Below are 21,641 nucleotides of genomic sequence, written 5' to 3'. Positions count from 1 at the left end.
TCAAAGGAGACAGTTATGTTCACCTTCCTTCTTGATCTCGTTAACGAAAAAGGCCGTGGCATCCACGCCTATTCCGCCGCCGCAAAAGCCGCCTATGCCAAAGCGCTGAGCGAACCCGACCATGCCGCCGCCTTCTATTTCCTCGCCACCAGCGCGGAGAATTTCGTCGACCTGCACGACCGCCAGCCGCTTTCGAGCGAAGAGCTTGAGCAGAATTACAAAGTGTTTGAATCCGGCATCAACGCGCTTGAAAAAGTGGCCTCCGACAGTTGCGAAAACCGCCTCGCCGCGCTCAACGCCATTGTCAAAACGCGCATCGACGCCAGCGCATAAGCCGGACGCCTTTCGCAATCAACTTGGCTCACAGGTTGATTGCGGCAGGCTCGCACCCTTTTGCGCCCTACCCACAGGCCGCAACCGCCAGACGGCACGTTATTCGGGGGCAACCTGCCCCAGAAATGACCCCGTGACCTGATAGTGGTGCAGCAACCGCTCGACGGCCAGATCGGCATCGCGGTCCACGGCGGCTTCCATGATCTCCCGATGCTCCCGCGCCACGTCGCGTTTGCCATAGTTTTGCGACCGCCCCGCCAGATAGCGATAGCGCACGTTCAGATCATAGAGCTGGGCGCAATAGCGCAAGAGGATCGGGGAATTGCAATTCTCCAACAGCGCGAAGTGAAAGGCGCGGTGCTGGTCCTCGTAGCTCGAAATATCCTTGGGATCGATCCGCACCATCCGGTGATGCGCGAGCACGAGATTGTCCTCCCATTGCGCGTCGGCATTCTCGATGCTCTGGCGCAGCGCCATTTCTTCCAGCGCACATCGCAGCCTGAGAATTTCCTCGAAATCCTTGGGGTCGGCTGAGGCGGCCCGAAAGCCGCGCTGGTCAAGTCGCTCGACCAACTGGTCGGACACCAACAGGCTGAGCGCCTCGCGTATCGGTGAGGCACCGGTTTGCAACTTGTCCTTCAGGCTCTCGATTTTCAGCTTTTCACCCGGCCGCAACTCTCCGGTCAGGATCATGTCACGGATCGCGCCATAGGCGAGCTGGGTCGCCGAGGCGACAGGGGTCGGGCTGCTCTCTGTCGCAGAAGGACCATTCAGGGATTTCATAGTGCTCAACAACTCTCCAATAAACCGGTGAACGGTATAACGCCGCGGCAGAGAAACCGCCACAGCCTTTGATCACACACCCCTGTCATTCCGGGCGGCGGGGAATACCGACACGTTCGGCCCCCTGCGCATCGCGACGCGTCACCCCGTCGTTGAGCACGAACATGATGATACAGGTTTCCGTGCCGCGATTGGACCATGCATGGTTGGTGCCGCGCTGGATGACGACATCGCCTGCCTTGAGATGCACATCGTCTTTTTCGTCATCCATAAGCATCCAGATTTCTCCGGTGATCACCATCGCATAATCGACACTGTCGGTGCGATGCATAAAGGGATGGCGCGCCCCTTCGACGATATTAGCCGCCGCGCCCATTTCGGCAAAGGCCGAAGCCCCGTCCAACGTCTTGATCACCTCCGGATCTTCGGGCTGGAACTCGACGCAGCGAAAGACGCTGCCATTGGCAGGCGGATGCAGGATGAAATCACCTGTGCAGGTCTCTGTTGGCCCGTCATATTCGGCAGGTGTGCCGTCAGATAGCCAGAAATTCGTCAGCCGCACGCCGGGCCGGTTCGGGCGCTCCAGAAACTGATCGGCAATCTGGTCGCTCTCGATAACCGCTTTGCCGTTTTCGTCATGTCCGGTGACAACACGTCGGAACTCTCTCATGGAATGTCCTTTCTGATTAGTAAGCGTTTTTGCGCAAGCGCAGATGCGAGAAGATCCACAGCATCGCCATCACGGCGATCCCCGCTGCGGCACTGATCATGTCCTGAAACAGGAGCAACACGCCCGCGAGCGCTGCCGCCACCCGCGCCAGCACAGGCAGCCGGTCATGGAGGACACCGATCACCGCGATGGCAATGGCTGCAACCCCCAGAAACCCGGTGATTACCGCCGCGATGTTGGCCACCCAGCCGCCCTGAAGCAACAGGCCCGGCCCGAAGCAGAAGGCAAAGGGCAGCAGGAAACTCGGTGCGGCATAGGCGGCGGCAGTCCAGCCGGATTTGTTGATATCCGCTTTTGCAATTCCCCCCGCCACATAGGCCGCCAAGGCCACAGGTGGCGTGATGGTGGAGATGCAGCCGAAGTAGAAGACAAAGAAATGCGCTGTCAGAACCGGCACGCCCATTTTCACCAAGGCCGGTGCCACCACCGTGGCAAGGATCAGATAGGCCGCCGTGGTCGGCAGGCCCATGCCCAAGATGATGGACACCACCATCGTCAGCACCAGAGCGATCATCAGACTCCCGCCCGAGCCCATATCGATCAGCACGGCAATCTTGGAACCCAGCCCCGTCATCCCCAGCACACCGGCGATGATCCCAGCGGCGGCACAGGCGGCGGAAATCGTCACGACACCATTGGCCCCGTCCACAATCGACCCACAAATCTGGCGGAGCAGATCGCGCTCGATCCTGCGTTTCCACAGACACACAGAGACAATCATGGCCCCCATCGCCCAGAGTGAGGCCTTGAACGGGGAATAGCCGATTAGCATCAGCCCGACGAGCAATCCGAAGGTGATGATGAACGGCATCCCGTCAAACAGCACCCGTCCGGTCGAGCGCGGATCGCTGCTCGGCTCCGTTTGCGGCTCGATCCCGCTGCGCTGTGCGCGCAGGTGGACAACGATGAAAGCCGTCGCAAAGAACAAGAGCGCGGGCAAAAGACCCGTGGCCATGATTTCTGTGTAGGAGACCCCCACAACCTCCGCCATGATAAAGGCCGCGGCCCCCATCACCGGCGGCATGATCTGCCCGCCCGTGGAGGCCACAGCTTCGACCGCAGCGGCCTGATGCGGCGCGTAGCCTTCGCGCTTCATCAGCGGAATGGTCAACGTGCCGGTCACAGCCACATTGCCCGCTGCAGAGCCGGAAACCATACCGATCAGAGCCGAAAACAGCACCGCCGACTTGGCAGAGGCCGCACGCATCCCGCGCGTCAGGCGAAAGGAAATTTCAAAAAAGAACTCCCCTGCTCCCAGCCGCGACAACAAGGCGCCGAAAATCGTGAACACGATGATATAGGTCGCCGCAACACCGACAGGAATGCCGTAAATCCCCTGTGTATCTGTGGTGAGAAAGGCCACAACCCGCTCAAACCCGTAGCCGCGGCTTTCCAGAATACCGGGCAGATAGGGGCTGACAAAAGGATAAAGGAAAAACAGCAGCGTGATCCCCGCAAGGATCAGCCCGACGCCACGCCGAGCCGCCTCGAACACCAGAGCCACAATGACAATACCCGCCAGATAGTCGGTGTCATTGGTCATCCCGCCGCTGAAGGCAATGGCTTTCCAGCGCGACAGGAGCCAGATACTGGCCACAACTCCGGCTGCAATCAGCACAAGGTCGATCCCCCGCGCGAACCGGTTTGCCGCCAGAGACGGCGTAATCGGTTTGCGTGCGAAAACCAGCACAAAGGCCAGCATCAAATGGGTGAGGCGCATTTCCATCGTCGAGACGGAAATCACCCCCGACACCACAAGCAAATGATAGGCCCCGAACAGAAATGCGACGACGGTAAGGACCTTTTCGGATTGGAAAAGACGGTGCGACTTGAGCATCAGTGGTCTCCGGATGAAAGGATAGAGAAACCTGTGCGCTGTGCGGCCCCTGCCCTGCGAAAACCGCAGGACCGGAGCCGGAGAGCATAGGTTTATTGCGCGAAATACGCCGCAGCACCCTCGTGCAGATCGATGGCGAGGCTTGCGGCCCGCGCCTTATCAATCTGCGCCGCATTGGCGTTTTCTGCGGCAAATTCGTCCAGATGGTCGTAGATCGCCGACGCAATCCGTTCGGCCACATCCGCCGACATGTCAGAGCGCACCACCAGCATATTGGTCACACCCAGCACCGTGGCCTCTTCCGGCATGTCATAGACATCCGTAGGGATCTGGAAGGTGCTATAGGCCGGATTTTGCTCAAGGATCGTTGCCAGTTTATCCGGATCCATCGTGATCATCCGCAAATCTGTCGAGGCACCGGCCTGCATCACCGCCGCAGCCGGATAGCCGGACAGGGCCAGCGCCGCATCCACATTGCCATCAGACAGCTGGCTGAACCCGTCGCCATAGCTCAGAAAGCTCGGCGTAATATCATCCAGCGTCATGTCATAGACCGGCATGATATTGTTGAGAAATCCCAAGGTGCCGCCACCGGCCGGACCAACCGCGATCCGTTTGCCGCGCAGGTCTGCAAAGCTCTTGATATCGGAATTTGCGGGCACCACCATGTGCAACACGCTCGGATGCAGTGGGCCGAGGGCCTTCAACTCCATCGGATCGTCTTTGTATGGCCCCGTGCCATTGACCGCATCAGCGGCGAGATTGGCACTGGTGATCCCGAGTTCGACCTCCCCCGCTGCAACAAGGCGCGGGTTTTGCACTGACCCTTGTGTCACAATCGGAACCATGCTCAGATCATCACCGGCATATTTGTTAACCAGATTGGAAATGCTCTGCCCCACGGGGAAGAAAGCCCCGCCGACACTGGCCGTTCCAATCCGGTATTCCTCTGCATTGGCCGCGACACTCACCGAGCTGACCACCGCTGCCAAGCAAACAGTTTTCAAAAGATTACGCATTGTAGTTCCTCCCTACCAAAAGATTAACAACGACATTTATTTATCACAACAAAAAATATCGATTTTATTTCTTTTTCCCCGTCACAAACAAGTGAATTAATACCGCCGTCAGTCTGGCCAGATTTTACCAACCCCAAAAGCCCGACGCGCATTGCATCGGGCCTTGATTTTCACGAATGCCCTACTGGGTCCGAAGACCTGCTGATCGGAGAGTATGCAGAAAGTGCCTTAGTGCTTGTCGGAAAGCGATGCTGCGCGCCAATCGGGCGATTCTTCTGCAGGATCAGATGTCAGACCCGCCGCGCGGATGGCATGGATGGCGCAATATTCATCGCGATCCGACGCATCACCGCTCACCCCTACGGCTCCGATCACCATACCCGCGTCATCTTCGATAAGAACTCCGCCGGGCACCGGAATAAACCGACCTTCTGCGGCCGCCGAAATTGCGGTCTGAAAGGTCGGACGCGCCGACAGGTAGTCGCGGATCGTGCGGCTGGAAAATCCCATACCAAGCGCGCCATAGGCCTTGCCAAGAGCAATATCGAACCGCAGCAAACCGCAGCCATCCGACATTTTCATACAAACCATCCGCCCGCCACTGTCCAGAACGACAACGGTCAGAGGCTTCATCTGCTCGCGCCTACCGATGTCGAGCACTGCATCGACAATGGTTTCAGCCGTAGAGAGGGTCAAAGACGAGGCGAGTTTCATAGCGATTGCCTTTCCAGTTAATTCATCATGTCAGGAAGCCATGTGACGATCTCGGGGAAGATCAGCAGCACGATAATGGTGATGACATCGGCCACAAAGAACCATGTCACACCGCGAAATACATCCGGTAGAGATATATCCGGCCTGACCGCCGCCACCACGAAACAGTTCAATCCGATCGGTGGGGTCACAAGGCAGATTTCCGCCATTTTCACCACGATGATCCCGAACCAGATCGAGTCAAATCCCAATGCAATCACCGCCGGATAGACCACCGGCAAGGTGAGCAGGAGCATCCCGATTGCATCCATGAACATGCCCAGCACCGCATAGGCCAGAAGAATGCAGACAATGATCACCATAGGCGGCGCATCAATGGAGACCACAAGCTGGGTGAAGGCTTCCGCAAGGCCGGAAAAGCCCAGAAACCGCACAAAGATGGTCACGCCCCAAATCAGCGAAAAGATCATCACGGTGAGCTTGGCCGTCTCCATCAGACTGTCCACAATCGGCTTGATCCCCGTCCCGCGCAGCAAAGCCACGGCAAAGATGATCCCCGCGCCCAGAGAGCCTGCCTCGGTCGGTGTGGCCCAGCCTTGATAGATCGCCGAGACGATGATGAAGACCACGGCCATAATCGGCAAAAGCGGCGGAAGTGCTGCGATACGCTCTCCCCAACCGGGGCGCTCCTCGACTGGGACGGAGGGGGCCTGTTCCGGCTTGAGCATGGCCCAGATGATGATGATCCCGGCATAGACAAGCGCGGAGACCAGACCGGGCAGAAACCCTGCCAGCAAAAGTCGCCCGACGGATTCTTCGACAATGATCGCATAGATGACCAGAATGGCCGACGGCGGGATCAGCGTGGCCAACGTGCCCCCAGCCGCAACCACGCCCGCTGCCAGTCGTTTGCTATAGCCATGCTCCAGCATCTCGGGAATGGCCGTGCGTGCAAAGACCGCCGATGTGGCCGTAGACGCGCCGGAGACGGCGGCGAAACCTGCCGTGGCGAAAACGGTGGCCACGGCCAAGCCACCCGGCAACCAGCCAAGCCATTTGCGCGCGGCGGAAAACAGTTGCGATGTCATGCCTGCGTGAAAGGCGACAAAGCCGATAAAGATAAACATCGGCAGGACCGAGAGCGCATAGGTAGACGATTTGGCGTGAGGCACGATCCCGATCACACCGGCAGCCGGTCCCCAGCCGATCAGTTCGACCAGCCCCAAAAGCCCGACGAGTGCGGCGGCGAACACCACGCGCACGCCCAGAGCCACGAGGAAAATCAGCAGGGCGACACCGATAAGCCCAACGGCCAACGGGTGTTGAAATCCAAGTCCGATCAACATGCTATGTTTCCTCCGTGCCGGGTAAAACGGCCTCTTCCCGCGCGACATCTGCGGCATGTTTCATGACGCACACCCCTTCCGGAGCGCGGGTCGGATCGACAAAGAGACGAATGGAACCTGCCAACTGGATGGAAAGCCGCAGAAACCAGAGAGCAAAGGCCACGGGCACCAGAAGTTTCGAAGGCCAGACAGGAAACTCCGCATCCATCGTGGTATCGCCAAGCTGATAGGAGCGCCAGAAATGCTCCCCGCTATACCAGATCAGCACAGCGATAATGGCCATACCCAGAAGCGCCCCGATAATCTCGGCGCCCCATAAGGCCCGCCCGCGCAGCGTGCCCAACAAAAGCTCCATCCGGATATGCGCCCCCATCCTCTGGGTGTAAGCCGCTCCGAGAAAGGCCATCCCCGCCATGGACAGTTCAACAAGGTCCACATAGCCGGTCAAAGGCGTGTCAAAAATCGTGCGCAATACAATCTGCGCAATGCCGAGACACATCAGCGCAAAAACGAAAAGCGCGGCAATCATGTTTGTTGCGTCCTCGACCGGGGACAACAACCGGTCGGCACGGGCAACAATGCCACGGGCGGGCATATCTTGGGTCATGGCTCAATTCCCTTTGGGAGGCGACGGCACCCTTGCGAGCGCCGCCTGCCGGAAAGCATGGACGGATTACGGGTTGGTGGCTTCTTCGGCATAGCCGAGGAATGCATCCAGAACGCCTTGCGCATCAAACCCGGGATTGTCCGCGACCCATTTGTCCCAGACCGGCTTGCCTGCGATCTCGCGGAAGGCCTCCAGCGCCGCCTCGTCATATCGGACTTCGGTCAGGGTCTGCTGGAACATCGCGATGTTTTTTTCATCCTGCGCGGCATAGGCTTCCTGTTGCTTGTCCAGCACCAGAGAGCGATTGTCCCAGATCAGCACCTTGTATTGATCCGGCAGCGCCTCGAAAGCGGTCTTGTTGAGCACCCAGCCACATTCCGCGCTTCCCGGTGACATGTTCGAGGTATACCAATCCGCCTCTTCGTTGATTTTGAAGGCAACATGCGCATAGGTGTAAGGGAAGGCCGCGACATCAACCGTGCCGTTCTGGAACGCCGTGAGGGTTTCACCCGCCGAAAGGGTTTGCTTCGTCGCGCCCAGAAGTTCCATCGCATCGCCCAGACCACCGCCCGCACGGACCTGTAGCCCCTTCCAGTCCTCCAGACTGCGCGGCGGCTCGCCTTTGCCCATCATCTCGAATTGCGGCAACAGACCGGAGACATAGGGGATCGCATTCCACTTCTCCATGTCGGCCACAATGGCGGGATGCTCGAACATGCGCTCGCGGATATAGCGGTCGGCCTGCGGATTGGCGACGGGCAGGAACGGCAGGGAAAACACCATCCATGCCGGATTTTTTCCGGGGTGGTAGAAATTGCAAATCCCTGCGCCCTCAAAGGCATTGAGCTTCAGCCCGTCCAGATTTTCCCGCGCAGGTCCAAGCTGTTCGGCGTAGAAAATACGGATCTGGAACTTGCCATCCGTCTCTTCGGCCACTTTCTCCGCCAGCGCCTCCATCCCCGACGTCAAGGCGCGGGGATTTCCATACATCGAGATTTTCCAGAATACCGACGGCCCGTCCACATTCGCCGCCATTGCCGGTGCCGTAGTCGTGCCAAGGGTCAGAGCAGCCAGTGCTGCCGTGAGTGCTGATGATGTTTTCGTCATGATTTTCCTCCCAGAAAGACATGGAACGCACCGTCAGGGACAGCGCGTTTTGCATGGAGCCACACCCGAACCTCCTCCGGATGCGGTCGCGTTTTCAAAGCGTCTCCTCTTACGCTTTTTGTTTTTGCCCCCTCGCAACTGTCATCGCGCAAAGAGGAAAGGTCTTACCCTGCTGCGGGCAAATCCGCCTCATCGACAATCGGGCTGGCACAGATGCCGATATTTTCGATCTCGATCTCGACCACCTCTCCCGGACGCAGCCAGCGCGGGTCCGGTTTCTTCGCATGACCCACCCCCGGCGGCGTGCCCAAGGCGATCAGGTCTCCTGCCTCAAGCGTGGTAAATTCGGACATAATGGCCACGGTCTGCGCCACGCCCCAGATCATGTTGGACGTGTTGGACCGTTGCAAAATCTCGGTTCCGACACGGCTCTCGATCTTGAGACCCTTCGCCCCTTCGGGCAGGTCTTCGGGCGTGACCACATAGGGACCGATGGCACCGGTCTGGTCGAAATTCTTGCCCGGCGTCCATTGATGCGTCTTGCGCTGGTATTCGCGCACGGACCCGTCATTGAACACCGTATAGCCAAAGACGTGATCCAGAGCATCGGCTTCGCTGATATGTCGCCCGCCCTTGCCGATCACGATCATCAGTTCCGCTTCGTAATCCAGTGTTTCCGAACAGCCCGGACGCACCAAAGGAGCCCCCGCTGCCATGACAGACTGGCGCGTGCGCATGAACATCGCCGGATAATCGGGGATGTCATAGCCACCTTCCTTGATGTGCTCGATATAGTTCAGCCCAAGACACAGTATCTTGTCAGGGCGCTCGACCGGAAGTTCCGGCGTAATGTCGTCCACAGGAACCGTCGCATCCCCTGCCGGCAATTTTCGCGCTGCGTCACACAGGGCGTCACTCGCAATCAAACCCGACAAATCACTGCCGACGCCATCCAGCGCCTCGGTCAGGTTCAGCGCCTGTTCCCCGTCCACGCGATAGACCGATGTTGTGCCGTTCACTGTCCCAACCAAAAGTTTCATGCGTGTTCCTCTCTTAATTTTCTCCACTTTTGGCGATATATTTTATTATTGTCAATAAATATCGATATTTTATAAAAGAGGTGCAAAACATCGTATCGGGGCACAGAGGCCCGAATAGTTCACATTCTCAATAAATTGAGGAATGCGACGCAACGCATTGAAATAAAATGACTTCCGCAAATATTTGCGACACAGGATTTAAAAACTCTATGCGTCCCGCCGCAGCAAATAGGTGTCCATGATCCAACCATGGCGGGCGCGAGCGTGTGCGCGGCGCTCCACGATGCGCGGTCCGGCCTCGGCCAAAGCGCCACTGTCCAGCGCCTGATCCGCCATGCCCAGAAAAGCCCCCCACCAGATATGCAAACCTGTCGGATCAAGGCTCTGGAAACTGCACGCCCCGTCCAGCATCACGATCACAGTTTCCGCCCCCTCGGGCCAGCCGTGATCGCGCAGCCTGCGCCCTGTGGTCACCGTCACTGCACCGTTCACCGTGTTGAACGGGATCGCATGGGCGGCGGTAAGCGCCTGAAGCGCGGTGATCCCCGGCACGACGCGCAGCTTTGGCGCGGGATCAAGACGAGCGGCAATCCGCAAGGTGCTGTCATAGAGGCCCGGATCACCCCAGACCAGAAGCGCGACGGGGCCCTCTGGCACCGTCTCAAGCGCCACCTGCCAGCGTCGGGCGATCTCGTCGTGCCAAAGCGCCACGCGGGTCTGATACGGCAGGCTGTCATCCCGTTCGGGCATATCGACATAGACCACCCGCGCCTGCGTCTTTGAGGCCGCGAGAATATCAAGGCGCAGATGGGCCAGATCTTCCTTGCCCGCCCCCTTGCGAGGGATCAGCACCGTGGCCGCATCCCGAAGTGCCTTTTGTCCCTCAAGGGTCACATGGTCGGGATTGCCCGTCCCGATACCGATCAACCAAAGCTCGGTCATGCGCTGTCCTCCTCCGCTGCGATCAGGTGAAAGAACGTGCCCGTGACCGCACCGCGTTTCGATCCGGTCTCCGGCACGGGAGCGCCATCCGCATCAAACACCTCGGCCAGAGGGGCGTCGGGCTGGCTCAGGATGGTCGAATAGTGGAACTCATGACCGCGCAGAGCCTGTCCCGCCGCCTGTCCCGGCATCGAGGCACTCAGCACCGCCCGCCGGTAGCCCAAATGGAATTTGCGTTTCTCGTAGCTTGTGACCAAGCCCAACAGCCCCACCATCTGGTGCCGCACGCCGCTCTTGTCGATCAGCGCCTCCCCCAGCGCCATGTAGCCGCCGCATTCCCCATGCACCGGCCCGCGCTCGGCATGTTGGCGCAGCCCCGCCTTGAAACGCTCCGCCGCCGCCAGCCGTCCGGCATGCAACTCCGGATACCCGCCGGGTAGCCAGACAAGATCGGCCTGCGTATCCGGCGGCTCGTCGGCCAAGGGGGAAAACGGCATGATCTCCGCCCCTGCCCGCCGCCAGCCTTCGATCAGGTGGGGATAGGTAAAAGAAAACGCCGCATCCTGCGCCAGTGCGATCCTCTGGGCGGGCGGACGCGGCAACGGTGGACGCGCACCTATCGGCTCCCCCCCTCGCGCTGCCGCTTTCAGCGCCTCCAGATCGACATGATCGCGCAAGAACTCCGCATAGCCCGCAATCGCCGCCTCCAGATCAGGATGCTCCACCGCCTGAATAAGTCCCAGATGCCGCTCCGGCAGGGTCAGATCCCCGCGCCGTGGCAAAACGCCCAGAACCGGCAGGCCCGCACGGTCCATGCCCAGCCGCGTCAGCCGTTCATGCCGCGCAGAGGCCACGCGGTTGAGGATCACCCCCGCAAAGGGCAGGTCCGGCATATAGCTGCGAAAGCCCAAGGCCGTGGCCGCCGCACTTTGCGCCTGCCCGCCCACATCGAGCACAAGCACCACAGGCCAGCCAAAACGCCGCGCTGTCTCCGCGCTGGAGCCGAACCCTGTCCGCCCCCGCGTGGCAACCCCGTCAAACAGGCCCATAGAGCCTTCAGCGACGCAAATATCCGCACCATCCGCCTCGGCAGAAATCGCGGACAACAGCTTCTCATCCATCGCCCATGTGTCGAGATTGAAGGACGCCCGTCCGGAAGCGGCACGATGAAACGCCGGATCGATATAATCGGGGCCGGATTTGAACGGCTGCACCTTGAGCCCGTCCTCGGCCAAAGCACGCAGCAGCCCCAGCATCACCGTGGTCTTGCCTGTGCCCGACGATGGGGCGGAGATCAGAAGCCCGCGCATCGTCATGCCTTTTCCGGCGTCCAGCCCGACCACGGGCTGTCGGCGCTTTGCGGACGGTAGCGGCGGTCGTAATCCACCGCATAGAGACAGCTCTCATCAAAGCCTTCGCCCGCCAGCGCCGGTCCGACAAGGATCAGGGCCGTGCGCCGGATCTCCGCACCCAGACGGGATTCAATATCCGACAGCGTGCCGCGAATAATCTGTTCGTCGGGCCAGCTTGCCCGATAGACCACAGCCACCGGACACTCCGCCCCATAAGCGGGGCTCAGTTCCTCGACCACACGCGCGAGGCTCTGCACCGACAGGTGGATGGCCAGTGTCGCCCCCGTGGCGGCAAAGTTCGCAAGTGTCTCGCCCTTCGGCATTGATGAGGCCCGCCCCGAGGTCCGCGTCAGCACCACAGATTGCGCCACACCGGGCAGGGTCAATTCGGTGCCCAGAGCCGCCGCCGCCGCTGCAAAGGACGGCACACCGGGGGTGACGGAGACGGGAATGCCAAGCGCCTTGAGCCGCCGCATTTGCTCGCCCATGGCCGACCAGACCGAAAGATCGCCGGAATGCAGCCGCGCCACGTCCAACCCCTGCGCATGGGCGGCGCGGATTTCCGCGATGATCTGGTCGAGGTCCATCGGTGCCGTGTTCACGATTTTCGCGCCTTCGGGACAATGGGCCAGAACCGCCTCCGGCACCAGTGATCCGGCGTAGAGACAGACGGGGCAGGCATGGATAAGGTCGCGCCCGCGCAGGGTCAGAAGATCGGGCGCTCCGGGGCCGGCCCCGATGAAATGAACGGTCATGATATCTCTCCTTGATTGAACGCGTTGGAGGTTTTCTTGTCAGGGATTGTTGTGTCAGGAGTTGTCTTGTCGGGAGCACAGGTCTCGGACGCACGGGCCTCAGACGTTTCGGACACAGCCAGCGCACAGGTCGCGCTTCGGTCCTGCGAAATCACACGCGCGCCCAAAAGCCGCGCCCCGCGCCCTGCGGCGGCAAGGGCCACGGCCTCGGCCACGCTACCGGTCTGGCGCGCGGCCTGTGAGCCGGGGCTATGTGTGACGGTATCCATTCGCCGCGCCTCTGCCTGCGAGACGCAATAAAGCGGCAGGCCCGTGGCGCGGAGAAAGGCCGCAAACGCGGGCGTCGCGGCCTTGTCCGACAGCGTAGCGATGGCAGTGACCTCGCGCCCCTGTGCGGCCTGCGCCAAAGCATCCTCGAAGCTCTGCACAGATGCACCGGTGCGAAACCCGAACCCTGCGATGACGCCCGCCGGACGCTCTGCGGCACTCCGTCCTGTGCCCCTCATAGCGTCACGCTCCATTGCACGATGGGATAGGACGAACGCCACCCGCGTTTGCGGCCCAAAGGCGTGACCTCGGACAGGGCCAGCCGGAGCAGGTCTCCACCCAGACGCGCCTGCCATTGGGTGAGCAGCATCTCGCTTTCCAGCGTCACCGCATTGGCCACCAAACGCGCCCCTTTGGCCCGTTCGCTCAGGCGCTGCAACAAGGCCTCGGACAGACCGCCACCCACAAACACCGCATCCGGCGGGGCGAGGCGGTCGATCACCTCCAAAGCATCGCCCTGTTCCACCCGCAGACGATCCACACCAAGACGCGCGGCGTTCTGGGTGATCCGTGCGGCGCGTGCGGGGTCGATCTCCACTGTTGTGGCCTCGGTCATAGGATGGGTCAGGAGCCATTCGATCGCGATAGAGCCGGAGCCGCCGCCAATGTCCCACAGGTGCTCCATTGGACGCGGCGCAAGGGTGGAAAGCGTCAGAGCCCGCACAGGACGTTTGGTGATCTGGCCGTCATGATCGAACCAGTCATCCGACAGACCGCCAGCTTTGGGCATCGCCCTGCCCGCTCCAGCCACCGCAACGGCCACACAGAGCGGCGCGGCGAATTCAGCCTCCGCGTGCTCTTCCAATTCCGCAGCCGTCCATGAGGTGACACGCTCGCGCGGACCGCCCAGAGCCTCCATCACATGCAGGCGGCTTTCGGCAAAGCCCTGTGCGTCCAGATAGGCAGCAAGCGCCTCCGGCCCCGTTGCGTCACGCAGGGTCACGATCAGCCGCGCACCGTCATGGAGATGCGGACGCAGGCGGGACAGCGGTGCGGCATGGCATCCGAGGCAGGTGGTGGTCTCCAGCGCCCAGCCGAGCCGGTTGGCCGCCAGCGCGAAACAGGACAAGCCCGGAAAGGCCCGCCACTCCTCCGGCGCAAGCACCCGCGCCAGAACGCGGCCTGCGCCGAACCAGAACGGATCACCGGAGGCCAGCACCGCAACACGCCGCCCGCGCAGGGCCATCAACTGCGCCACCCCGTCGGCAAAGGGCACGGGCCAGACCCGCGTCTCGCCGTGGAGATCGGGCAGAAGCGACAGGTGGCGCGGCGGCCCCATGACAATTTCCGCCGCCTCCAGCGCGGCAAGACTTGCAGGCGAGAGCCCATCCGGTCCATCTTCGCCCAGACCGATGATCGTCAGCCAAGGGTGCTCAGACATGACCATGAACCTCCTGATATTGGGCGGCACGCTGGAAGCCAGAGCCCTGTGCGCCCGCGTGGCCGAGCTTGGGCTGACCGCCACCCTGTCGCTTGCTGGCCGTGTCGCACGTCCGAAGGCCAGCGCCCTGCCCCTTCGCAGCGGCGGGTTTGGCGGGGTGGCGGGGCTGCGCAGCTATCTTTTGGCCGAAAAGATCAGCCATGTGATTGATGCCACGCATCCTTTTGCGGCGCAGATGAGCCGCCATGCCATCACCGCCTGCGCAGAGACCGGCGTGCCGCTGCTCGCCCTGACCCGCGCCCCGTGGCAGGCGGGGTCCGGCGATCTCTGGGAGCATGTGCCCGACATGGAGGGCGCTGTGGCCGCACTGGACCGCCCGCCCCTGCGGGTCATGCTGGCGGTGGGGCGGATACATCTGGCGGAATTTGCCCGCCAGCCGCAGCATCACTACCTGTTGCGCCTCGTCGATCCGCCCGACAGGCCCTTGCCCCTGCCCCATGCAGACGTCATCGTCGATCGCGGCCCCTTTGACGTGGAGGCCGACACGCGGTTGATGCAGGAACACGGCATCCAGATGGTCGTCTCCAAGAATGCGGGCGGCACGGGCGCTGTGGCCAAGATCACCGCCGCCCGTCACCTTGGCCTGCCTGTGGTGATGATCGACCGTCCCGCCCTGCCGCAGCGGCGCGAGGTCTATGAGGTGGAGGCGGCTCTGGACTGGCTTCATACCGGCACCGATCTTGGCGTGTAGACAATCGGGCTGCGTTCACCCGCCTTGTCCCGTGCGATGATGCGGGTGCGCGAGGAGCCTACAATCACCACCGTGCGCATGTCGGCCATTTCGGGGGTGCACTCCGGCAAGGGCACCACGCGCAACTCTTCGTCAGGTGTGGACACGGCACGGGCAAAGATCACAGGCCGCCGGTCACCGCAGGTCTCATTAAGCAGATCAAGCGTCCGCGCAAAGCCCTCGGGACGGGATTTCGAACGCGGGTTGTAAAAGGCCATCGCAAAATCCCCCTCCACCGCAAGGCGCAGGCGCTTTTCGATCAGGACCCAAGGTTTGAGATTGTCACTCAGGTTGATCGCGCAGAAATCATGCCCCAAGGGCGCACCGGCGCGTGCGCTTGCGGCCAGCATCGCGGTGATCCCCGGCAGGACGCGCAGATCGAGCGCCCGCCATGCCTCCGGCCCCGCTTCCAACGCCTCGAACACCGCCGAGGCCATTGCGAAGACACCGGGATCGCCGGAAGAGACCACAACCACGCGCCGCCCCCTTGTCGCCAGTTCAAGCGCATGGCGCGCACGGTCGATTTCCACTCGGTTGTCAGACGCATGTTTGACAAGCCCCGCACGGTCCGGCACCCGCGCCACATAGGGGATATAGCCGATAATATCCGTGGCTTCGGCCAGAGCCTCCTCCACTTCCGGCGTCACCAGCTGCCAGTCTCCCGGCCCCAGCCCCGCAATGACGAGCCAGCCGCCCTGTGCCACCCCGCTCATGGCCGCCGTCCTTTGCCATGCACAATGATGATCGAGAAATAGGGCGTGACCTTGCCCTCCACCTCGGCCAGACGCTGCACGGTCTGCTGCGGCATGGAGGCATATTCCACCAGCCACGCCTGCTCGTATTTACCGGCGGCGCGCAATGCGGCCCGCACCTTGTCGATATGTCGACCGATCTTCATGATCACCACCGCGTCAGAGCGGCTGATCCCGTCGACCAGCGCCTCTTCCGGCAGCGTGCCCATCAATACGCCCAGCACATCATCGCCCCAAGTGATCGGTGCCCCTGTCGCGGTCCATGCCGCTGACATGCCGGTGATCGCGGGAACGACCTCCACCGGCACCTGATCGAGCAGCCGCATGTAGAGATGCATGAAAGAGCCGTAGAAGAACGGATCACCCTCGCACAACACCACAACATCCTCGCCCGCACGCGCAAGCTCCACCAGCCGCGCGGTGCAGGTCTCGTAGAATTGCGCCAGAAGGCGGTTGTATTCGGGATCGGTAAAGGGAATTTCCGTGGTCACCGGATATTCCATCGGATACTCCACCGCATCTTCGGGGATAAGCCCCTCGACACATTGGCGCGCTTGTCCCTTGCGTCCGGCCTTGCGGAAAAAGGCCACGTGGCGGGCCTTGCGCAACAGACGGTCGGCGCGCACCGTCATCAAATCCGGATCACCGGGGCCAAGCCCCAAGCCGTAGATCGTTCCCGTCGTCATTGCCTGTTCATTCCTTACGGCTTGCAATTGCGTTGATGGCGGCCACGGTGATCGCGCTGCCGCCCAGTCGGCCCTCGACAATCGCGCAGGGCACCGGCTGGTCCGCCCAAAGCGCCGCCTTGCTCTCCATCGCGCCAACGAAGCCCACCGGACAGCCGATGATCGCCGCAGGGCGCGGGCAGTCGGGGTCTTCGAGCATGTTGAGCAGATGAAACAAGGCCGTGGGCGCATTGCCGATGGCCACCAGAGCGCCCGCCAGACGGGGCCGCCACAATTCCAGCGCCGCCGCCGAGCGGGTGTTGCCCATCTCGCGGGCCATCTCCGGCACACGCGGGTCTTGCAGGGTGCAGATCACCTCGTTTTGCGCCGGAAGGCGGGCGCGTGTGACCCCTTCGGACACCATCCGCGCATCGCACAACACCGGCGCACCGGCCTCAAGCGCGCTGCGGGCGGCCTGAGCGAAACCGGAAGAAAACCGGATGTGTTTCTCCAGCCCCACCATGCCGGAGGCGTGGATCATCCGCACCGCGATCTGTTCTTCCTCCGGCGTGAACCCTGCCAGATCCGCCTCGGACCGGATGGTGGCAAAGCTCTGGCGGTAAATCGCCGCGCCGTCTTTTTCATAGCTGTAGGGCATCTGGCCTCTTCACATCTCTACATTGGGCGGGGGTCAACCCGCGTTGCACCGGAGTGTCCCAAGGGGCACCGTTGAGAACAAGATCGAATGCGCCGTCACGCCCCACCAAGGTCACCGCCGCCGCACGCGGCAGGGCACAGCCCTTGGCGCATCCCGACACATGCACCCCGCCTGCGGGATCGCCGCAAAGGGTTTGCGCCAGTTGAGCCGCCAGTGCGCGGGTCTCGACCGTGGCCTGCGGACAGGACGGCGCACCGGCACAGGCATGTGCCCTGAGCAGCGGATCATCCTGCGTGGTGATGAACGGGGCCTGAAAACCGGCTTTAGCCCCCTCCAAAAGGAACTCCCGCCACGGCGTCACCCGCAGCGCTACCGCGCCGCTGGCAAGCAGGCTGTCTTTGAGCGCCGCTGCATTGATCTGGCCGAAGCCTGCCCCAAAGAGCGCCCCGAGGGGATGCGCCCCCAAGGCAGGCACAGGTGCTGAAGCGCGCGGCGGCACCGCCTGCCACGCGGAGGGCAGCGCCTCCTGCGCCACCACAGCGGCCATCCGCCGCCGTTCCGGCCCGCGTCGGGCGTTGAACCAGTCGATCACCTCGAAAAGCGCAGGTATAGCGTCCTCTTGGCGCACCTCGCGGCCCTTTTCTGCCCCGTCCGCGCGCAGGATCAGGCCCTGTTCCGAGCGTTCGAAACGGAAATCCGCAGGGGCCGCCGTTAACACCGGTGCCGCCCCCGTATCCACCGCAAAACCCACCTTGGCGGGCATCTCCGGCATCTCGCCCAGCGCGGCCAAAAGCGCCTGCGTCAGACGATATGTGTCGTCGCCGCTCTCCCAGAACGGCGACACAAGGATATTGCGGCGGCTCTCCAGCCTCGGGTCGGCATCCAGCAGATCAAGCGTCCCGAGGCTGTGCAACACCGCCTCGTGATCCTCCGGCTTGAGGCCGCGCAGTTGCAGGTTGGCGCGATTGGTCAGATCAAGAAACCCCGTCCCAAAGCGCATCGCCAGATCACACAGCCCCAGCACCTGTTCACGCGACAGACGGGCAAAGCGCGGACGGATACGCACCACAAGCCCGTCGCCCGACATCATCGGCCTGTGAGCACCGGGGCACCATCCTTTGACCTCTGGTGTTGTCATTCTTCCGCCTCCAGTCCTGCACGCACAGAGTTGCGCCGGGTCTGCCAGAGCCCCGCGTCCATAAGCGCCTGAAACCGTGTGCGCATGGCCGCATAAGCCTCCGGATTCGCCTCTTTCAGAAAATCTCGCGTCGCCGCATCATTCAGGGTGGCCTCATAGTAGAGATCAAAGAGATGCGGCCCGACAGTTCCGGACAGATGGGCGAAGGCGGCCATATGCTCCAAGGTCGCCGCAATCTCTGCTGCGCCACGAAACCCGTGGGCGCGCATCCCTGCGATCCAGTCGGGATTGGCGGCACGAGCCTGAACCACCCGTGCGATCTCTTCTCTCAGGCTGCGTGTGCGCGGTCTCTCGGGATCGGTGTTGTCGAGATGCCAGAGCGCCGCCTTGCCGTCACCTGCCCCGCCGACCTGTGCCTTGGCCGCAGCAAACCCCGCCTCATGGGCCGCATAGTCCGAGGCCAGCAACAGATCGGTTTCCGGCAGGTCCTGAAGATGCACGAATGTATCCGCCCCCTCCAGACGCGCACGTAGCCCGTCCTCGTCGCATATGGCCCCTTCACCATCCAAAGCCCAAGAGGACGCTTTGATCCAGGCCTGCCCTGCGGCGGTGCGGCTCTCCTCGCTATAGTCATCCAGCATGGCGGACATGCCCAGACCATACTCCCCCGGAGCAGGCCCGTAGACCCGTGCCATCTCCCTGTCTTGCACAAACGGATTCATGTCGGGGGCCTCGTCACGTTCGGACAGCACACGCACCGCCTGCGCATAGAGCGCTGTAAGCGTGGGAAAGACATCACGGAACAGGCCGGAGACCCGAAGAGTGACATCAATACGCGGGCGGTCCATTTCGGCAAGCGGCACAACCTCGATGCCACAGACCCGTTCGGAGCCCTTGTCCCAAACCGGCTTCACCCCCAAGAGCGCCAACGCCATGGCAAACTCCTCGCCTGCGGTGCGCATGGTGGCCGAGCCCCAGAGATCGACGATCACCCCGCGCGGCCAGTCGCCCTCGTCCTGCAAATGCCGCCGGATCATCTCATCCGCCAACCGCTCCCCTTGAGCAAAGGCAGAGCGCGTCGGCACGGCACGCGGGTCGGTGGTGAACATATTGCGCCCTGTGGGCAGCACATCCACACGTCCCCGATAGGGAGAGCCGGACGGCCCCGCCGCAATCCTGCGCCCGTCGAGTGCGCCCAGTAGCGCGGCCCGCTCCGCCGCCACAGAGGCCGCAATGTCGAACGCCGCCTCTGTTGCCGTTGCCTCGGCTTCCTCTGCCTGCGTCATACGTCCCCAGACATGCAGCCCAGCGCCGAACTGGCTGTCCTTGATGTCACAGACAAACCTGTCAATCCGCGTGATCGCCTCTGCCGAGGACTGCGCACCGGACAGACCCAGATCGCCGTCAAGGCCCAGCGCTTGTGCCTCTCCCAGAATATCACCCTGCAACCGGTCACGGCGGCGCGGGTCCAGCCCGTCGGCATTGGAAAACTCGTCCAGCAAGGCCTCAAGATACGACAGGCGCTCCGGCGTGCCGCTCTGTTTCAGAGGTGGCGGGATATGTCCCAGAGTAAGCGCCCCGATCCGGCGTTTGGCCTGTGCCGCCTCTCCCGGATCATTTACAATAAACGGATAGATCACCGGCAAGGCCCCCGTCAGCGCCTCCGGCCAGCAGTCTTTGGACAGCGCCACAGATTTCCCCGGCAGCCATTCCAGCGTACCGTGGGCACCGATATGGACCAGCGCATCGCACCGGCTTTGCAGCCACAGGTAAATGGCAACATAGGCATGGCGCGGGGTGCGCGAGAGATCGTGATACTCCTCCGCGCGGGCCTGTTCTGCGCTTCCCCGTTCCGGCTGTAGGGCAATCCACTGTTTGCCGAGACAGATGGCGGCGAAATGAAAGGCCCCGTCGCGACACGCGGCATCCGTCTCCGGCGCGCCCCACGTTGCCTCCAGCGCCTCTTGCAGCCTCTCCGGCAAACGCGCCAATGCCGCACGGTAGTCCTTCAAGGCGAAAGACACAGACCGTGCGCCCAGCGCCCGTGTCAGGTCTTCCGGCGCTTGGCTCACGTCATAGCCTGCGTCTTTCAGGTCTTCGAGCATGGCAAGGGCCGAGGCCGGTGCATCCATCCCCACCGCATGACCCATGTTCCAGTCCTTACCCGGATAGGTTGACAGGATCAGCGCAACGCGGCGCTCATTGACCGCACAACGCGCCAGCTTGAGCCAGCCATCGACACGGGCCACCACCGCCGCGATGCGCTCCGACTCCGGCTTATGGGCAAAACGGGCATATTGCAGCTCCAGATCACGCCGTTCCGGCTCTTTGAACGAGATCACGCCTCCCATGAGCCGCCCGTCCACCTCCGGCAGCACCACATGCATCGCCAGATCACCCGCAGACAGGCCGCGCTCGGAGTCTGCCCATGCCTTGCGCCGCGCGGTAGAGAGCGCGACCTGAAACACAGGCACCTCGCCCACGTCCAGCGGAGAGGCGCTTTCCTCCCCGTCAGAACCACTTACCCCGCGCCCCGAAAAAGCGGTGGCGTTCACGATCGCATCAGGGGCCAGATGGCGGATACGCGCCCGCAGCCAGTCTGCGGCCCCTGCGGCTTTAAGCGAAGGCGCAAAAAGCGCGATGGCCTCATAGCCCCGCGCCGAAAACTCACACAACAAAGCCTCGATCGGGGCCGTGTCTGCGGCCACAAGGTAGGAGCGGTAAAAGCTCAGCACGATCCGCGGACCGGACGCGGGTGGCAAATCCAGCGGATCATACACCCCGCGCTCTGGCGACCATGCGCCTGTGGCGGGCAAGGTCTCTGCCCCCGTAACAAGTCCCGTGACCGTCTCCGGACCAAAAAATAGCCCCGACGCACGGGCCAGTTCCTCCAAAGCCGCCCGTGCCGCCACCGCGCCGCCCGTATCGCACAGATGCGCCAGCCGCCGCAGCACCGGCAGCGGCAGGGTCGAGGCCGCGTCCAGTTGCGGATCAACGCGCCCGTCTGCGGGCAGGATCGCCAGAGCTATGCCCCTCTCCTGCGCCAGCGCACGCAGATGCTGCACCCCGTAGGACCAGTAGGACACACCACCGATCAGGCGCACGAGGATGGCCTTGGCCCCCGTCAGGGTTTGCTCCACATAGGTGTCCACCGACAAGGGATGGCGCAGCGCCACCAGATTGGCCAGCCGCAACGAAGGCAACTGTCCGTCCGCGCCCCCTTGCCGCCATGCCTGCGCGAAAGCCCCGAGGTCGCTGTCGGAAAAAGACAGCACCACGAGATCTGCGGGCGTCTGCCCCAGATCCATCGGCGTGTCGCTTTCCTCCAACCCGTGACTTTCACGAAAGATGACATGCATGGCGCG

The 21,641-nt window shown here is 62.3% G+C and carries 21 protein-coding genes; 2 read left to right on the top strand and 19 right to left on the bottom strand.

Translation table 11 applies throughout. From position 1 onward, the window contains the following. Positions 1–15 precede the first annotated feature (15 nt). Entirely contained in the window at positions 16–333 is a 318-nt protein-coding gene (locus BM152_RS04105; protein ID WP_066607812.1) for a hypothetical protein, read from the top strand. Between the two features lie 99 nt (positions 334–432). On the opposite strand, the gene BM152_RS04100 is transcribed toward BM152_RS04105, so the two are convergent. The 14 genes from BM152_RS04100 to BM152_RS04035 form a co-directional block, all read right to left on the bottom strand. Then, complete coding sequence (locus tag BM152_RS04100; RefSeq protein WP_066607809.1) at positions 433–1,116, bottom strand: GntR family transcriptional regulator; 684 nt, start codon at positions 1,114–1,116, stop codon at positions 433–435. Positions 1,117–1,201: 85 nt separating this feature from the next. Next, positions 1,202–1,786 (bottom strand): cupin domain-containing protein, encoded by a 585-nt coding sequence (locus tag BM152_RS04095; protein WP_066607806.1) that lies wholly within the window; start codon positions 1,784–1,786, stop codon positions 1,202–1,204. Positions 1,787–1,802: 16 nt separating this feature from the next. Then, a complete protein-coding gene (locus tag BM152_RS04090) occupies positions 1,803–3,683 on the bottom strand; it encodes a TRAP transporter permease (protein WP_066607803.1) in 1,881 nt (626 codons plus the stop codon). Positions 3,684–3,775: 92 nt separating this feature from the next. After that, positions 3,776–4,702 (bottom strand): TAXI family TRAP transporter solute-binding subunit, encoded by a 927-nt coding sequence (locus BM152_RS04085; RefSeq protein WP_066607801.1) that lies wholly within the window; start codon positions 4,700–4,702, stop codon positions 3,776–3,778. A 228-nt stretch (positions 4,703–4,930) separates the two neighbouring features. Next, complete coding sequence (locus tag BM152_RS04080; protein WP_066607799.1) at positions 4,931–5,416, bottom strand: GlcG/HbpS family heme-binding protein; 486 nt, start codon at positions 5,414–5,416, stop codon at positions 4,931–4,933. Between the two features lie 17 nt (positions 5,417–5,433). Beyond that, positions 5,434–6,762 (bottom strand): TRAP transporter large permease, encoded by a 1,329-nt coding sequence (locus BM152_RS04075; RefSeq protein ID WP_066607797.1) that lies wholly within the window; start codon positions 6,760–6,762, stop codon positions 5,434–5,436. A 1-nt stretch (position 6,763) separates the two neighbouring features. Beyond that, positions 6,764–7,369: a TRAP transporter small permease subunit gene (locus BM152_RS04070; protein ID WP_066607794.1), complete on the bottom strand. Its 606-nt coding sequence runs from the start codon at positions 7,367–7,369 to the stop codon at positions 6,764–6,766. A 66-nt stretch (positions 7,370–7,435) separates the two neighbouring features. After that, positions 7,436–8,476 (bottom strand): TRAP transporter substrate-binding protein DctP, encoded by a 1,041-nt coding sequence (gene dctP / locus BM152_RS04065; protein WP_066607791.1) that lies wholly within the window; start codon positions 8,474–8,476, stop codon positions 7,436–7,438. Positions 8,477–8,640: 164 nt separating this feature from the next. After that, the gene (locus BM152_RS04060; RefSeq protein WP_066607785.1) at positions 8,641–9,516 is read right to left on the bottom strand and encodes a fumarylacetoacetate hydrolase family protein; all 876 of its coding nucleotides are present in this window, start codon (positions 9,514–9,516) and stop codon (positions 8,641–8,643) included. Between the two features lie 207 nt (positions 9,517–9,723). Further along, positions 9,724–10,458, bottom strand: coding sequence for a precorrin-6A synthase (deacetylating) (gene cobF, locus BM152_RS04055; protein ID WP_066607783.1), 735 nt, complete (start codon positions 10,456–10,458; stop codon positions 9,724–9,726). Beyond that, positions 10,455–11,768: a cobyrinic acid a,c-diamide synthase CobB gene (locus tag BM152_RS04050; RefSeq protein ID WP_111481327.1), complete on the bottom strand. Its 1,314-nt coding sequence runs from the start codon at positions 11,766–11,768 to the stop codon at positions 10,455–10,457. The genes cobF and BM152_RS04050 overlap by 4 nt, the downstream gene beginning before the upstream one ends. 2 nt (positions 11,769–11,770) lie before the next feature. Continuing rightward, positions 11,771–12,565 carry a precorrin-4 C(11)-methyltransferase gene (gene cobM / locus BM152_RS04045; protein WP_066607776.1) on the bottom strand — a complete coding sequence of 265 codons (795 nt, stop codon included), beginning with the start codon at positions 12,563–12,565 and terminating at the stop codon, positions 11,771–11,773. After that, entirely contained in the window at positions 12,562–13,071 is a 510-nt protein-coding gene (locus tag BM152_RS04040) for a cobalamin biosynthesis protein (RefSeq protein WP_074913964.1), read from the bottom strand. The genes cobM and BM152_RS04040 overlap by 4 nt, the downstream gene beginning before the upstream one ends. Further along, complete coding sequence (locus BM152_RS04035; protein WP_066607773.1) at positions 13,068–14,273, bottom strand: bifunctional cobalt-precorrin-7 (C(5))-methyltransferase/cobalt-precorrin-6B (C(15))-methyltransferase; 1,206 nt, start codon at positions 14,271–14,273, stop codon at positions 13,068–13,070. Before BM152_RS04035 ends, BM152_RS04040 begins: the two co-directional genes overlap by 4 nt. Positions 14,274–14,277: 4 nt before the next feature. Here BM152_RS04035 and BM152_RS04030 point away from each other — a divergent pair, with 4 nt between their 5' ends. Next, positions 14,278–15,024 (top strand): cobalt-precorrin-6A reductase, encoded by a 747-nt coding sequence (locus tag BM152_RS04030; protein ID WP_197418803.1) that lies wholly within the window; start codon positions 14,278–14,280, stop codon positions 15,022–15,024. Here the strand turns inward: BM152_RS04030 and cobJ are convergent. The 5 genes from cobJ to cobN are packed head-to-tail and all read right to left on the bottom strand — an operon-like array spanning position 14,997 to position 21,635. Further along, positions 14,997–15,776: a precorrin-3B C(17)-methyltransferase gene (gene cobJ, locus BM152_RS04025; RefSeq protein WP_066607767.1), complete on the bottom strand. Its 780-nt coding sequence runs from the start codon at positions 15,774–15,776 to the stop codon at positions 14,997–14,999. The genes BM152_RS04030 and cobJ overlap by 28 nt on opposite strands. Next, a complete protein-coding gene (locus BM152_RS04020) occupies positions 15,773–16,501 on the bottom strand; it encodes a precorrin-2 C(20)-methyltransferase (protein ID WP_066607764.1) in 729 nt (242 codons plus the stop codon). Before BM152_RS04020 ends, cobJ begins: the two co-directional genes overlap by 4 nt. Positions 16,502–16,508: 7 nt before the next feature. Continuing rightward, positions 16,509–17,138, bottom strand: a complete 630-nt coding sequence (locus tag BM152_RS04015; protein ID WP_066607762.1) for a precorrin-8X methylmutase — start codon at positions 17,136–17,138, stop codon at positions 16,509–16,511. After that, entirely contained in the window at positions 17,122–18,276 is a 1,155-nt protein-coding gene (locus BM152_RS04010; RefSeq protein WP_074913961.1) for a cobalamin biosynthesis protein CobG, read from the bottom strand. The genes BM152_RS04015 and BM152_RS04010 overlap by 17 nt, the downstream gene beginning before the upstream one ends. Next, a complete protein-coding gene (gene cobN, locus BM152_RS04005) occupies positions 18,273–21,635 on the bottom strand; it encodes a cobaltochelatase subunit CobN (RefSeq protein ID WP_066607757.1) in 3,363 nt (1,120 codons plus the stop codon). Before cobN ends, BM152_RS04010 begins: the two co-directional genes overlap by 4 nt. Positions 21,636–21,641: the final 6 nt, after the last annotated feature.

Origin of the sequence: Celeribacter halophilus (assembly GCF_900114135.1) — a bacterium.
In the GTDB taxonomy this organism is placed as follows: Bacteria; Pseudomonadota; Alphaproteobacteria; order Rhodobacterales; family Rhodobacteraceae; genus Celeribacter; species Celeribacter halophilus.
This window is presented reverse-complemented; position numbering and strand designations above follow the sequence as displayed.